This window comes from Embleya sp. NPDC025285 (assembly GCF_055558835.1).
The window spans coordinates 1-14,179 of sequence record NZ_JBVHLU010000077.1; the positions used below are offsets into that span (position 1 = coordinate 1).

16 protein-coding genes are annotated in these 14,179 nt (G+C 69.5%); all 16 read right to left on the bottom strand.

Translation table 11 applies throughout. From position 1 onward, the window contains the following. Window positions 1-98: 98 nt before the first annotated feature. Window positions 99-1,535, bottom strand: coding sequence for an aldehyde dehydrogenase (locus ACZ4FV_RS36965; RefSeq protein WP_395870882.1), 1,437 nt, complete (start codon window positions 1,533-1,535; stop codon window positions 99-101). Next, window positions 1,510-1,731: a 2-hydroxymuconate tautomerase gene (locus ACZ4FV_RS36970; RefSeq protein ID WP_395870881.1), complete on the bottom strand. Its 222-nt coding sequence runs from the start codon at window positions 1,729-1,731 to the stop codon at window positions 1,510-1,512. Before ACZ4FV_RS36970 ends, ACZ4FV_RS36965 begins: the two co-directional genes overlap by 26 nt. A gap of 65 nt (window positions 1,732-1,796) precedes the next feature. After that, on the bottom strand, window positions 1,797-2,402 hold the full coding sequence (locus tag ACZ4FV_RS36975; protein WP_395870879.1) for a cysteine hydrolase family protein: 606 nt from the start codon (window positions 2,400-2,402) through the stop codon (window positions 1,797-1,799). After that, a complete protein-coding gene (locus tag ACZ4FV_RS36980; protein WP_395870877.1) occupies window positions 2,399-3,112 on the bottom strand; it encodes a FadR/GntR family transcriptional regulator in 714 nt (237 codons plus the stop codon). Before ACZ4FV_RS36980 ends, ACZ4FV_RS36975 begins: the two co-directional genes overlap by 4 nt. Next, on the bottom strand, window positions 3,109-4,227 hold the full coding sequence (locus tag ACZ4FV_RS36985) for an amidohydrolase family protein (protein ID WP_395870875.1): 1,119 nt from the start codon (window positions 4,225-4,227) through the stop codon (window positions 3,109-3,111). The genes ACZ4FV_RS36980 and ACZ4FV_RS36985 overlap by 4 nt, the downstream gene beginning before the upstream one ends. Next, the gene (locus ACZ4FV_RS36990; protein ID WP_395870873.1) at window positions 4,220-4,549 is read right to left on the bottom strand and encodes an extradiol ring-cleavage dioxygenase; all 330 of its coding nucleotides are present in this window, start codon (window positions 4,547-4,549) and stop codon (window positions 4,220-4,222) included. Before ACZ4FV_RS36990 ends, ACZ4FV_RS36985 begins: the two co-directional genes overlap by 8 nt. Before the next feature lie 33 nt (window positions 4,550-4,582). Continuing rightward, window positions 4,583-5,431, bottom strand: a complete 849-nt coding sequence (locus tag ACZ4FV_RS36995) for a DODA-type extradiol aromatic ring-opening family dioxygenase (protein ID WP_395870871.1) — start codon at window positions 5,429-5,431, stop codon at window positions 4,583-4,585. 69 nt (window positions 5,432-5,500) lie between these two features. Further along, window positions 5,501-6,391: a creatininase family protein gene (locus ACZ4FV_RS37000; protein WP_465324922.1), complete on the bottom strand. Its 891-nt coding sequence runs from the start codon at window positions 6,389-6,391 to the stop codon at window positions 5,501-5,503. Then, the gene (locus ACZ4FV_RS37005; RefSeq protein WP_465324924.1) at window positions 6,388-7,242 is read right to left on the bottom strand and encodes an ABC transporter ATP-binding protein; all 855 of its coding nucleotides are present in this window, start codon (window positions 7,240-7,242) and stop codon (window positions 6,388-6,390) included. The genes ACZ4FV_RS37000 and ACZ4FV_RS37005 overlap by 4 nt, the downstream gene beginning before the upstream one ends. After that, a complete protein-coding gene (locus ACZ4FV_RS37010; protein ID WP_465324927.1) occupies window positions 7,239-8,027 on the bottom strand; it encodes an ABC transporter permease in 789 nt (262 codons plus the stop codon). The genes ACZ4FV_RS37005 and ACZ4FV_RS37010 overlap by 4 nt, the downstream gene beginning before the upstream one ends. Continuing rightward, window positions 8,024-8,935, bottom strand: a complete 912-nt coding sequence (locus tag ACZ4FV_RS37015; RefSeq protein ID WP_465324995.1) for an ABC transporter permease — start codon at window positions 8,933-8,935, stop codon at window positions 8,024-8,026. Before ACZ4FV_RS37015 ends, ACZ4FV_RS37010 begins: the two co-directional genes overlap by 4 nt. A gap of 35 nt (window positions 8,936-8,970) precedes the next feature. Next, on the bottom strand, window positions 8,971-9,939 hold the full coding sequence (locus ACZ4FV_RS37020) for an ABC transporter substrate-binding protein (RefSeq protein WP_465324929.1): 969 nt from the start codon (window positions 9,937-9,939) through the stop codon (window positions 8,971-8,973). Between the two features lie 253 nt (window positions 9,940-10,192). Then, on the bottom strand, window positions 10,193-10,978 hold the full coding sequence (locus tag ACZ4FV_RS37025) for a 2-keto-4-pentenoate hydratase (protein ID WP_395870863.1): 786 nt from the start codon (window positions 10,976-10,978) through the stop codon (window positions 10,193-10,195). A 216-nt stretch (window positions 10,979-11,194) separates the two neighbouring features. Further along, a complete protein-coding gene (dmpG, locus tag ACZ4FV_RS37030) occupies window positions 11,195-12,256 on the bottom strand; it encodes a 4-hydroxy-2-oxovalerate aldolase (RefSeq protein ID WP_465324931.1) in 1,062 nt (353 codons plus the stop codon). Continuing rightward, entirely contained in the window at window positions 12,253-13,257 is a 1,005-nt protein-coding gene (locus ACZ4FV_RS37035; RefSeq protein ID WP_465324933.1) for an acetaldehyde dehydrogenase (acetylating), read from the bottom strand. Before ACZ4FV_RS37035 ends, dmpG begins: the two co-directional genes overlap by 4 nt. Beyond that, a complete protein-coding gene (locus tag ACZ4FV_RS37040; protein ID WP_465324998.1) occupies window positions 13,254-14,099 on the bottom strand; it encodes a 2-keto-4-pentenoate hydratase in 846 nt (281 codons plus the stop codon). Before ACZ4FV_RS37040 ends, ACZ4FV_RS37035 begins: the two co-directional genes overlap by 4 nt. Window positions 14,100-14,179: the final 80 nt, after the last annotated feature.

Genomic DNA, 14,179 nt, shown 5'->3' on the forward strand with positions numbered 1-14,179 from the left:
CAAGAGGAGAAAGGAGGGGGGCGCTCCCTCCCCCCCCACCCCCGCCGCGAGCGCCCCCCCCCCCCCCCCCGCCCGGGGCGTGGCGTCCGTAGGGGGTTTCAGGCCCCGTCGACGGCCATCACGACCGCCTTCGGCTCGGTGAAGAACTCCCGGCTGAAGTTGCCGCCCTCGCGTCCGACACCGGAGTCTCCCACGCCGCCGAACGGGGCACGGAGATCGCGCACGAAGAAGCAATTGACCCATACCGTACCGGCTTTGAGGGCCGCGGCGACTCGATGGGCCCGGGACAGGTTCTCGGTGAAGAGCATGGCGTTGAGGCCGTAGGGGGTGCCGTTGGCCGCAGCCACGGCGTCCGCCTCGGTGTCGAAGGGGGTGATCACAACCACCGGCCCGAACACTTCCTCCCGGCAGACCCGCGCCGTGGAGGGTGCGTCGGTGATGACGGTGGGACGTACCACCCAGCCGTCGCCCAGGCCACCCATCGCGATGGTGCCCCCGTCTTCGGGCGCGCCTTCCACGAAAGAGCGGACCTTCTTGTAGTGCTCCTGCGAGGCGAGCGGGCCGAGTTGGGTGGCCGGGTCCTTGGGGTCGCCGATCACGAGGGCTTCGGCCGCGGCGCAGAATCGCGCCAGGAACGCGTCGTAGATCTCCCGCTGGACGTAAAGGCGGCTCCCCGCGAGGCAGACCTGTCCCGCGTTGCCGAAGATGGCCTTGACCGACCAGGCGACGGCGGAATCGAGGTTGGCGTCGGCGAAGACCACGTTGGCGCCCTTGCCTCCGAGTTCCAGGCTCACCGGGGTGAGATTGGCGGCGGCGGCCCGGGCGATCGCCCGACCTGTGCCGGTCTCCCCGGTGAAGGTGATGCGGTCCACTCGGGGATCGTTGGTCAGCGCCTCACCCGCCGAACCGGGGCCGAAGCCGTGCACGACGTTGAGGACGCCCGGTGGCATGCCGGCCGCCAGGGCGAGTCGCGCCAGGATGGTGGCGGAGGCCGGGGTGTCCTCGGCGGGCTTGAGGACCACCGTGTTCCCCCAGGCGAGCGCGGGAGCGATTTTCCAAGTCTCCAACATCAGCGGGAAGTTCCATGGCGCGATGGCGGCGACGACGCCTGCCGGCTCGAATCGGGAGTAGGCGTGGTGACCGCTGTCCATGGGCAGCGCGTCTGCCGCGGTCATCCGGGCGTGGTCGGCGAAGAAGCGGAAGTTCATGGCGGACCGGGGAACGTCCTTGCCGGAGCTGTCGGTTATGGGCTTGCCCATGTCCGTGGTGTCGGCCATCGCCAGCTCATGGCTGTTTTCGTCGATCAGATCGGCGAGACGGTGCAGGATCGCGCCGCGTTCGGCGAAGCCCATTCTCGGCCACGGCCCCGTGTCGAAGGCGCGGCGGGCTGCGGCGACGGCCTCGCCGGCCTCGTCCGCGCCGCCGAGCGCGACCTGGGCCCAGGGTTCCTGGGTCCACGGGTCCACCGTGTCGAACCGGGCGGCGCCGCGTGACTCGGTCTCGCGGCCGTCAATGAGGTGTGGGATCAGGTCCATGGTGCTCGTTCCTCTTTTCTTCGATGGTCACGTCACCGCTCGCCCAGTGCGTGGCGGGGACTTCGCGAAGGATGACGCGGATGTTGCACCGGGGTGCGCCGATGGTCTGCTCCACGGCGTCCGTGATGCCGCCGATCAGGGCGCGCAGCTGCTTGGGGGTTCTGCCCTCGACGAGGGTCACTTCGACCAGGGGCATGGCGCTTTCCTCTCAGATCACGCGTGCGCTCGAGTCGTGCTTGGCCTGTGCTGTCGTGGTGGTGTTCAGGCCGGCCGTCGGCGGCCTGCCAGGATCTCGGCGGCCGTCGGGGCGGGCACCACCTCGGCGAAGACGGTGCCCATGACCCGCAGGCTGTTCTCGTGCAGGTCGTCGAAGTACCCGGAAACCGCGTCTCGGGCCACGACTGCCCGCAGGTCGCGGAAGAAGGCGTCCCGGACGGTTGACTCGACGCAGAAGTCGGTGCGTACCCCGGCCAGCACCAGGGTGGTGACACCGAGCCGGGCCAGCAGTTGTTCGAGCCCGGTGCGATGGAAGGCACTGAACCGGGGTTTGACCACCTCATGGTCCTCGGGCCGTCGGTCCAGCCCCGTCATCAGCTCGGCGCCCCAGGTTTCACGCCGCAGCCCGCGTTCGCGCAGAAAGGGGCTGCGTTCGGCGAGCAGGCCCACGTCGCCGCGGTCCTGCCACTCCATCCGCACCCAGATGACCGGCGCGCCGGCCGAACGCGCCGCCGCGACCAGGGAATTGATGCCGGCTACGAGCCCCTCGGGGTCGGTCACCCGCAGGCCGGCGGCGGCGAACACGCCCTCCGGGTGGCAGTAGTCGTTCTGCATGTCGATCACCAGCAATGCGGTACCAGGGGCGGTCATGCGGTCCCCCGGTGGGCGACGGTGAGGCAGGCGTGCGCGTCCAGTACGCGGGTCAGGCGGTCGGCGTCGCCGTCGGCGATGGCCTCGACCAGTTCTCGGTGGACCTCGGGGCCGAGTGCGTTCACCTCCGTCGGCTCGTCGGCGGTGACACCCTTGAGGCGGCTCTCCACGAACTCCAGCAGGGAGATGTAGGTGTGGCGCAGGATCTGGTTCGGGGTGATCTCGGCGATCCGGCGGTGTAGCGCCCAGTTGGCGGCCAGGTAGCCCGCGGTGTCCAGCCCCTTGGTCGCCATCGCCATCGCCAGCCGGCGCAGTTCGGCCACGTCGGAGGCAGTGCGGTGCCGCATCGCCTCCTGGGCGACCAAGGGCTCCAGCGTGTCACGGACCACCAGACAGTCCGAGACGGAGACCGAGTCGCCGCTGAGTTCGAGCATCTTGCGGCCGAGGCGAACAAGAGCGGGTGGCGAGGCGACGAAGATGCCGCCCTTCACACCCGGGCGGACCGAGATGGTGCCGCGCGAGAGGAGCAACCGAATCGACTCGCTGAGCGTGGCGACCGCCACGTCGTATTCCTGACGAAGGCTCTGCTTGGTGCCGAGCCGGTAGCCGCTGGGCAGATTCTGCTCCGCGATCCGCGTCTCGATCCGCTTGGCCACCGCTTCGGCGCGCGATGCCTGGCGAAACTCAACCGTGGTGTCCTGGCTGCTCATGGCAGGTGTCCTTCAACTGGTCGGAGTGAATTCGCGAGAGTAGCCGGCCGACCGTCGATGGGTCGGCCGAGGGTGGGCGTCAGGCCGAGCGCGGGCAGCAGGGCGGCGGCGTTGCCGCCGAGGATCGCCGCCTCCTGGTCCTCGTCGAGCCCGACGGCCCGCACCGTTTGCACCGGGCTGCGGTCGACCAGGTCGAAGGGGCTGTCCGTGCCGAGTAGTACGTTCCAGGCGGTCATGTCCTCGACGAGTCGGCTCAGTGCCCTGACATCGAAAACGGCGGTGTCGTAGAGGAGCCGGCGGAGGTAGTCGGTGGGCGTGTTCCGCACCACACGGGCCACCGGCTTGCGGTGCCATCCGAGGTCCAGGCGGGCACCGAGGGCGGGAGCGCAGCCACCGCCGTGAGCCAGGCACAGCACGAGGTCGTGGCGGTCGAGTACGCCGCCGAAGATGAGCCGAGACGCGGCCAGCGCGGTCTCGACCGGGTAGCCGAGCAGCTGCACCAGGTGATAGTCGGCGAGCCGGTCGCGGGAGGAGACCCTGCTGGGGTGCAGGAGAGTGAAGCAGCGGCGCTCGGCCAGCGCCGTCCACAGCTCCTCGTTGATCGGGTCGTCCAGTTCTCGTCCGCCGCCGAAGGAGCCCATCGTGGCACCGACCATGCCGAGCCGATCGAGGCAGCGGGCGAGTTCGTCGGCCGAGCCCGGGAGGCCGACCGGCACCGTGGCGAGAGCGGAGAGCCGACCGCCCGAGCCGGCAACGAATTCGGCGAGGGCATCGTTGGAACGCCGCGTGACGTCCAGAACCAGGCGCGGGTCGTCGGACTCGGAAGCAAAGAGGAACGGCGGGGCGGCGACCACGTGGTGGTCCGCGCCGGTGGTGTCGAGCAGCGCCAGTCGGCGGGCCATGTCGTGCTGCTCGGGGGCGAACGGCACCCGCGCGTCCGGAGGCAAGCCGCAGAGCGCCGGGTCCAGGGTCAGCACGTGTTCCGCGGCGCCGGACAGGTCTGCGAGGCCCTCGCGTTCGAGTTGGCGGAGGAAGGGCATCGGCATGGCGTGGGTGTGGATGTCGACGACCGGCGTCTGTCGTGGGATCACCGCACCGGTGGGCTGATCACTCACTGCGTTCCGCCATGTAGGTCTCGTAGTCGTCACCGAGCAGGGAGCGGAGCAGCATGGTGGCGGCCTCGGAACTGCCGGCCTTCTCGCCGGTGCCGTGGACGAGCCGGGCAAGCTGCGCGAGGAGGTAGGGGTGCAGGCCGAGTTCGTGCAGCCGGCGGTAGTCACGTTCGCGAATGGCGGTGCGTTCCTCGTCGGTCAGGGGATAGGCGGCCAGCACCTCGGCCTCGTGTGACTCGAAGCGGGCCCGCAGTTCGCCGTTCCACTTCAAATCCTGCACCAGGTCGTTGGCCCGCAGGAGCGGGTTGAAACGGTCAAGCGCCACAGCGGTTCGTCCTTTCGTGTCGTCGGCGGGGTGTCAACCGAGGAGCCACTGCACGGCGCCGACTCCGCAACGCCACTCGTCGACTGCCGCATAGCCCAGACGAGTCAGGGGCCGCGGTCCGATGGCGCCCATCACGACCAGCCATGAGAGGAGTTCGGCGGTGCCCCCGGAGCCGGCTTCCTCCATGCGCTCGAACGTCGCTTGGGCCAGGATCTCGGAGTGGTCCCCGTCTTCCAGCAAGTCGAGCCACCAGTGGTCGAACTCCTCGTCGATCTCCAGGTAGCGGGGGCCGCCGGGTTCGTGGCTCAGACCGCCGGAACCGAACAGCCCGACTCGGAGTCCGGCGGGCAGCGTGGTGCGAATGGCCTCACCCAGTGCCTGACCGAAGGCGTAGCAGACGCGTTCGTCGGGCACCGGGGGAACCGTGCAGTTCTGCAGGATGGGAATCACCGCCACGCCGGTGCCGGCCAGATCGGCCATCGCCGCGGGGACGGAGAGATTGTCGTCGAACCGTAGGTTGCCGTGTTCGGCGCGGATGTCGGGGCCGCTGTCCTTCAGGGCCTCGAAAAGGGCACCGGCCACCGCCGGGGCGCCGGGCAGCGAGTAGTCCGCGACGCGCAGCCAGGGCTTGAACCACTCGTCGGGGCCGGAGTGCCGCTCGGCGAGACCGACGGTGAAGTCGGCGTAGTCGCTCAGTCGTGCGTTGGCCACGTGGTCGTTGCCGACCACGAGCAGCACGTCGGTCCGTGAGGCGACGACCGCTTCGTGGATCGTGTCGTACGCGCGCCTGACCACGAGTCGGTCGGCCTCGGGCGCCTTGTCGAACCATCCGGTGAGGCCAGGGGTGTGACTGGCGGCTATGGCCATGCTGATCTGCGCCATTCGCTCCTGCGCTCCGTCTCTTGAAATCTAATAATGAATATATCTGATTGGGCGTCGCTTCGTGTTCTCTCAGTCACTCGCGGATCCGGTGCCGGCCGCGTTTCGGCCGAGCCCAAGCCGGGTCCGAATGGCGTCCGCGGCCAGTTCGGCGGACGCGGCGTGGGCTCGCCGGCCCTCGTCGGGGTCGGCCGCGGCGGGATCACCGCAGTAGCCGAGCGGCGTGGTGCGCCGGGCATCGTCGAACCCCCGCCGCCACACGGCCAGTTCGGCAGGCCCCAGGTCGGTGGCGACCAGCCCCGCCCGGACGTCCTCGCGGACGAGGTCGGGGTGCAGGTGCCTCATCACCGATGTCTCCGCGCGCCCGGCGTGCACATCGGCGTACTGCGGCTGCTCCACTCCCCCGACCGGTTCGGAGTCCGCCGGATCGGTGCCGTGCACCGTCAGACACCGGTCGCCGGGGTCGAGGCCGAGGCGGTCGACCAGCGCGGGCTCGAGCACGAAGCTGGCGTCGATGCCGCAGCGTTCACGGGCGACCCGCACACCCTCGTACAGGGTCCGGTTGTGCAGCGCGTCGCCGTGTCCGGAGAAGCAGAAGACGCGCCGGAAGCCGTCCCTGGCCATCCCGGCGAGCAGGTCGGCCATGACCTCCCGCATCAGCTCCGGCCGGATGCCGTACGACGCGGGGAAGCTGCCGGAGACCACGTTGATGCCCCAGTAATAGGGCGGCACGATCAGCGCCTCGATGCCCCGGTGTGCCAGCAGGCGGCGAACGGCGCGCAGCCGGGCGCTGGGCAGATAGACGTCCGTACCCGTCGGCAGGTGTGGGCCGTGCTGTTCGATCACGCCGAACGCCCACAGCAGGACGGCGCCGTCCCGGGCCGCCCGCTCCACCTCGTACCAGGTGAGCTCCGCCATGGTGTCGACGAAGACGCCGGTCCCGTCCGGCTCCCCCGCGGTCATGCCGGATCCCCGGCCGCGGCGGCCGCGGTGTGGAACACCTTGGCGCGCTGGATCTGTTCGTAGACGTGCGCGCGCAGCTCCGCGAAGCGTGGTAGCGCGCGCGTGGCCAACTGCTCGCGTTCGTCGGGCAGATCGACGGCGATGTCCTCCATCACCACGGTCGGGGACGCAGAGAGCACCAGAACCCGCCGACCGAGGTACACCGCCTCGTCGATGTCGTGGGTGACGAAGAGCACGGTCATGTCCAGGTCGCGCCACAACGATAGGGTGAGGTCCTCGAGTTCCGCGCGGGTCTGCGCGTCCACGGCGGCGAACGGCTCGTCCATCAGCAACACGGCGGGTTGGTAGGCGACGGCGCGGGCGATCGCCACTCGCTGTTGCATGCCGCCGGAGAGCTGCCAGGGATAGGCGGCGGGCGCATCCTTGAGCCCGACCGACTCCAGAGCCTGCGTCACGAGCCGGTCGCGTTCCTGACGCGGTACTTTCTTCTGCTTCAGCGGCAAGGCGACGTTTTGTGCAACCGTCATCCAGGGGAACAGGCTGCGGCCGTACTCCTGGAAGACCACGGCCATGTCCTTCGGTGGCTCGTGGACCGGGCGGCCGCTCAGCCGCACCTCACCGTCGGAGGGCGCCAGGAGCCCGGCGACGCACTTGAGCAGGGTCGTCTTGCCGGCCCCGGAGGGGCCGACGATACAGGCCAGCTCGCCGGTGCGGATGCCGAACGTCAGGTCACGCACCGCCTCCACGCTCCGCCCGGCGCTCTCGTAGGTCTTCCGCACCTTCCGGACATCGAGCAGTACCGGGCTCGTGGGGCCCGTGGTCGCGGCGGGGGCCGCGTCGGTGCTGGTCATCTCTCTCCCCTTTGGGAACGGCGGAGCCCGTGGTACCAGCCGAGGACCCGGGACTCGAACAGGCGGAACAGCAGGGACAGGGCGAAGCCCAGCAGGCCGAGGAGCAGGATTCCGCTCCACATCTCGGGGATGGCGAAGCTCCGCTGGAACTGCACGATCGCGAAGCCGACTCCGTTCGAGCTGGCGAACATCTCGCTGATCACCATGAGGATGAGCGAGATGGACAGCGCCTGCCGCATTCCGACGACGATCTGCGGGCTCGCGGCCGGCAGCACCAACCGCCGCAGCCGGGCGGCTCCGGTGATCCGGTAGCAGCGCGCCGTGTCGACGAGCACGTCGTCGATCGCCCGGACCCCTTCGATGGTGTTGAGCAGCACCGGCCAGACGGAACCGGCGATGATCACGGCAACCTTCATGGTGTCGCCGATGCCGCTGAAGAGCATGAGCACCGGAATGAGCACCGGTGGCGGAATGGCGCGGAAGAACTCCAGCACCGGTTCGAGCAGTGCCCTGGACCGACGATGGGACCCCAGCAGCACGCCCAGGCTCACGCCGAGCAGTACCGCCCCGAGGTAACCGACCGCCAGTCTGGCGAGACTGGGCAGGACGTCGTCGACGATCCGTGCGGAGAACCACGTGTCACCGAACGCGGTCAGGACTTCGTCGAGCGTCGGGTAGTAGAAGCTGTCGCTTCGGGCGGCCATCCACCATGCCAGTGCCAACAACCCCACAGGCAGCCCGAGTACGTAGAGCAGGCCCTTGACACCGTTCTTGAGCGTCCTCACGTCGCAGCCTCCGTCCGCACGGATGCGTGCCAGAACAGCACGCGCCTTTCGAGCACCCGGGCGAGTACGTTCACCAGGACCCCGAGCGCGCCGGTCACGATGACCAGGGCGTACATCGTGGGTACCGCGTTGCTGGACTGTGCGAGTGCGATCTCGCTGCCCAGGCCGGGGCTGCCGATGAGAAGTTCCGCGCTGATGGCCAGGACCAGCGCCACCGAAGCGGCCAGCCGGATGCCCGTCACGAGGTAGGGAAGTGCGGTCGGCCAGACCAGGTGGCGCAGCCGGATCCACGGCGTGAGTCGATAGCTGCGGGCCGTGTCGCTCGCCACCGGGTCGACGTCCTGAACCCCGTGCAGCATCTGGAGCAACACCGGCCAGAACGAGGCGTACACCACCAGTAGCAGCTTCGATTCCAGACCGGTGCCGTAGACCAGCACGGCCAACGGGACCAGTGCGACCGAGGGGATCGGGCGGAGGAACTCGATGGTCGACGCGGTGGCCTTGCGCAGCACTTCGATGCTGCCGATGAGCAGTCCCAGGACGACTCCCGCGCCGACCGCGATGGCCAGCCCGTACCCCCAGCCTTTGAGCGTGTCCAGCACCGCCTGCCAGAAGGAGGGCTCGTCGGCTTCGTCTGCCAGCGCCGCGGCCATGTCGCTGAAGGGCGGCAGGTAGTCCGCCGAGACCATGCCCAGGCGTGGCAGCGCTTCCAGCATGCCGGCCAGCAACACGATGCCGAGCACCCCGAGCGCCGGGTCCGGAACCGTCCGCGCCCAGGCGCGGGCGCGGGACGTGTGGATCGCGGAGGCGCGGCCGGGGCCGTCCGAAGCATCCGTCCCCGGCGGGTGTTTCGCGGCGGCCGGTGGCGCGTCCGCCCGCCGGGTCCCGCCGCGCGGCTGAAGCTTCACATCCATCTCCGACTCCTCGAACTGGGCTTGGTGGGCTACTTGTTCATCAACTGATCGAGCGGCTTGAGATTGTCGATCAAGCCGGTATCGACGGCGAGCCGCGCGAGGGTCTCGATTTCGTCCCGGTTCGTCGTCGGGTCCCAGCCGGGCAGCGTCACCTTGGCTCCGACGCCGTCGTCGAGTTTGAGGTAGCGGTTCAGGACGGCACGCGCCTCGTCCGGATGGGCTTGGGCGTATCGCAGAGACTGTTCGAGGGCGGTGGTGAAGCGTTGCACCACCTGAGGATTCTTGGCGGCGTAGGGCTCGGAGGCGAACCAGGCCGCGAACGGCAGCCCGTGGCCCATGCTGGCGTAGTTGACCGGAAGAGGGTGCGCACCCTGGTTCTCCGCGACCGTGGTGAACGGCTCGCCGAGCATGGCGGCGTCCACCTGGCCGGAGTGGAGTGCGGCCGGCATGTTCGGGATGGGCACCTCGACCAGCGCCACGCCGCCCGAGACACCGTTCTTCTTCAGAGTGGACCGGATGGCGACCTCGTTGATACCCCGGAGGGTGTTGACGGCGATCTTCTTGCCCGCCAGATCCGCGACGGTCTTGATGTTCGGGTCATTGGTCATCAACTGGCCCGATCCGTCGTCCAGTTCGTCGCCGGAGGCCCGGGCGCCCACGGACACCATGCGTACCGGGACGCCCTTGCTCTTGGCGATCAGCAGGCTGACGATGTTGGAGTAGCCGAACTGGAAGTCGCCGCTGACGACGCCGGGGACGATCGCCGCGCCGCCCTGCGAGTTCTGGGTGCGGACCTCCAGGTTCTGGTCGGCGAAGAAACCTTTCTCTATGCCGAGTTGCACCGGGGCTATATCGATGATGGGTATGACGCCCAGCTTGATCCGGGTCGGACCCGCCCCCTTGTCGCCGCCCCCGTTTGACCCGCAGGCCGTGGCGGCGAAGGCCAATGCGGCTGTGGCCGCGACTGCGATCGATCTCTTGCGCCGTGAGAATGACATACCGGACTCCCTACTTCTCATGCTTCGGGTAGCGCCCTGGAATACCGCCCGCGGATCGCAAACGGGCGCTGTCGCCGCCCCGGCCGAAACGCCACGACTGATCCGGGAGGGGGCGGATTCCAAATCGGAAGGGCAGCAGTGCGCGTGGTGGGATGATCGGCGCCGCAGGTCGGCGGCCGGGTGGTGCGGACGGGGCGCGCTGTCGGGCGGTCCCGTGGTGGTCGGGGAAAGCGGAGGCGGACTCGACGAACCGTCAGATGGCCCCGGAAAGCACCAGGGTGCCGAGCGTGCCGAATTCCGCGGTGATCCGCGTGCCGGGTGTCAGAACGACCGCGTCGGTCAGCCCGCCGGTCAGCACGGTCCAGCCCGCTTCGATGGCCAACCCGCGCCGCGCAAGGCCGTTGGCGGCCAGGGCCAGGGCCGCAGCCGGGTGGCCTTGGACGGCGGCGCCGGTGGCGACGGCGACGGTCTCGCCGTCCACGTCGAGACGGCATTGTTCGGTGGCGAGGTCGAGTCTGCCGGGTGCCAGCGCCTCGCCGGAGACGACGAAGCGGCAGGAGGAGGCGTTGTCCGCCACCACGTCCGGCAGTGCGAAGCTGAAGTCGCGGTACCGGCTGTCGATGACCTCGAACCCGGCGTGCACGGTGGCGACCGCGGCCAGCGCTTGATCCGGCGTCACTCCGGGACCGGCCAGCCGCCGGCCCATGGTGAACACGATCTCCGGCTCGACCCGGGGGTGGATCATCCCGTCCAGCGCCACAGGAGGGCCTGCGGGCAGCGACATGGCGTCCGTGAGCCACCCGGTCAACGGCGAGTCGATGCCCATGCGTTGCTGCTTGGCGTGGGAGGTCAAGCCCAGCTTCACCCCGATGACACGCTCACCGGCCCGCGTCTTGCGGTCCAGAAGCGCGTCCTGGACCCGATACGCGGTGTCCAGGTCGAGGTCCGGCCATTGATCGGTGATCCGGCCGCCGTCCTGAATCCGCCGCTCCCTGCTCAGCAGTTCATCGACAGCCGTCTCGATGGTCCACTCGGCCATTTGGCATTCCTTCGGTTCCGCGCGGTCGGGAGTCGGCCGCGTCTCGGATGGGGGCCGGGGTGCGGCCGCCTAACGTCACGGCCGGCCGGAGGGGCCCGTAGGTGCCCGCGGTGTGCCTGCACGAGGTCTTCATTCCTGTGCCTCCTGACCCGACGGGATGCGTCGATGGTTGGAGTATGGAACATGAAAAGACTGTAATCAATACATTGATAGCAGCTAATCTTCCGCGACGGCCGAGGCGCTCGTTGCGGGGTCCCCGGCGCCTCGCGCCGTCAGGTCGAGCGCGATGTCCGTGATCATGTCTTCCTGACCCCCGACCATGCCGCGGCGACCGGCTTCGACGAGGATCGCGCGGGTATCCAACCCGTGCCGCCGAGCTGCGGATTCGGCATGGCGCAGGAAACTGGAGTAGACACCCGCGTAACCCAGGGTGAGGGTTTCGCGGTCGACGCGGACTTCTCGATCCTGGAGAGGGCGGACGAGATCGTCGGCGGCGTCCATGAGCGGGAAGAGGTCGCAACCGTGATGCCAGCCCATGAGATCGGCCACCGCGACAAACGCCTCCAGTGGGCAGTTGCCCGCCCCCGCGCCCTGGCCTGCCAGTGAAGCGTCGACCCTGGTCACTCCGCTCTCGACGGCCACCACGGTGTTCGCCACCCCCAGGGCGAGGTTGTGGTGGGCGTGGATGCCCAGTTCGGTGCCCGGGTCGAGGGCGTCCCGATACGCGCGGACGCGATCCCGTACGCCGTCCATGGTCAGCCGGCCCCCGGAATCCGTCACGTAGACACAGTTGGCGCCGTAGCTCTCCATCAGCTTGGCCTGCCGGGCCAGTTCGGGGGGCTCGGCCATGTGGGACATCATCAGGAAACCGGCTACGTCCATGCCCAGTTCACGGGCGGCGGCGATGTGCTGGGCGCCGATGTCGGCCTCGGTGCAGTGCGTGGCAACCCGTACCGACCGGATGCCCAGTGCATGGGCCTGTTTCAGCTCCCGCACAGTGCCGATGCCCGGCAGCAGCAACGTGGTGGGCACCGCGTACCGGACGGCGGCGGTGACGGCTTCGATCCAGTCCCAATCGGTGTGGGCGCCGACGCCGTAGGTGATGCTGGAACCGGCCAGCCCGTCGCCGTGGGCGATCTCGATCGCGGCGACCCCCGCCGCATCCAGCGCGGCGGCGATCGTACTCGCTTGTCCCACGGAGTAGCGATGGCGGACGGCGTGCATGCCGTCGCGCAGGGTTACGTCCTGGACGTACAGGGACGGTGCGGTGGCGGTCATCGTGCGGCCCTCTCACTCTTCCGATGGGCGGCCATACGCTCGGCGGTGCGCAGCGCTGCCGACGTCATGATGTCGAGGTTCCCCGCGTAGGCCGGCAGGTAGTGCCCCGCGCCCTCCACCTCGAGGAACACCGAGACTCTCGTCGCTCCGGACCCGCTGCCGGGCGGCAGTAGGCCGCGTAGCGGATCGTCGGCCGCGACCGAGTCGAACTGCACCCGCTGCTTGAGGCGGTAGCCGGGCACGTACGCGCGGACCCGACCGGCCATCTCCTCCACCGAGGCGGCGATCGCCTCCCTATCGCAGTCGCCGACCAGGCAGTGCACCGTGTCCCGCATGATCAACGGTGGTTCGGCCGGATTGAGGACGATGATCGCCTTGCCCCGCGCCGCGCCGCCCACCTTCTCGATGGCCGAGGCGGTGGTCTCGGTGAACTCGTCGATGTTGGCACGGGTGCCGGGGCCGGCTGATCTCGAGGCGATCGAGGCGACGATCTCCCCGTAGTGCACAGGAGTTACGGCGCCGACCGCGGCCACGATGGGTATGGTGGCCTGCCCCCCGCATGTGACCATGTTGACGTTCGGCGCCGCCAGATGCGCGTCCCCGTTGACAGGCGGCACCACGTAGGGGCCCAACGCCGCCGGGGTCAGATCGATCACGGTACGCCCCAAGCCGCGCAGCACCTCGTCATGACGGCGATGGGCGCCTGCCGAGGTGGCGTCGAAGACGAGTTCCACCCCGGCGAACTCGTCCAGAGCCACCAACCCGTCGACGCCGTCGTGCGTGGTCGCGACCTTCAACCGACGGGCGCGGGCCAAGCCGTCGGAGCCGGGGTCGATCCCCGCCATCGCGACGATCTCCAGAGTCGGAGAGAGCCGCAAGAGCTTGATCATCAAGTCGGTGGCGATATTGCCCGACCCGATCACCGCGACCTTCGTGCGCGTCGCGGGCGGTGCGGCGGCGCCTCGCGCTTCGTTCGGCGGGTCTGTCGACGGTGCCGTCAACGGTCTGCTCCTTCCGTGCCGAACTCGACACGGACCGTGCCGAGCGGGGGGATGTGTGCTTCGAAACGGTCGCCCGGCGCGCAAGGCACCATGGGCCCCAGTGCGCCGGTAAGGACGATGTCTCCGGCGCGCAACCGATCGCCTCGGCGCACCAGCGCGTCGGCGAGCCACGCGGCGGCGTTGAGCGGGCTTCCCAGGCAGGCGGCCCCGGTTCCGGCGGACACCCGCTTGCCGTCCCGGGTCATCGTCATCCGCACCTCGCGCGGGTCGAAGGCTGTCATCGGGACAGCGCCGCCCCCCAGGACGAACAGACCGGAGGAGGCGTTGTCGGCCACGGTGTCGACAAAGCCGATGTCCCAGTCGGCAATCCGGCTGTCGACGATTTCCAGCGCGGGCAGCGCGAAGTCCACCGCCCGCAAGACCTCGGCCACGGTGCAGTCCGGATACGGCAGATCGGCACCGAGCACGAGCGCCACCTCGGCCTCGATCTTCGGCTGCATCAGGCGGCCGGCTGGGACACAACCCCCGTCCGGCACCGCCATATCGGCGAACAACGCTCCGAAGTCAGGCTGGTCGACGCCGAGTTGTCGCTGCACGGAGACAGACGTCAGTCCGATCTTGCGGCCGACGATCCTGCGGCCGGCGTCCTCGCCGCGGACAAGGCCCAGGCGCTGCACCGCGTAGGCGGCCTCGACATCCTCGGCCGCGAACAGGTGGCGCACCGGTGGGCAAGGCACCCCGGTGCGGGCGGCCGTGGCCAGGAGGGCGGCGGCCCGATCGACGGCGGAGTGGCTGCCGCCATCGTGGGCGGGCGGGCGATCGGACGGTGGGGGCGGCGGCATGGCGAGTCCTTCCGCTGGGTCACGCGGGGTGCGGGTTGTGCACGGGCCCTCGGTATAGACGCGGCGTCTTCGGCCTGGCA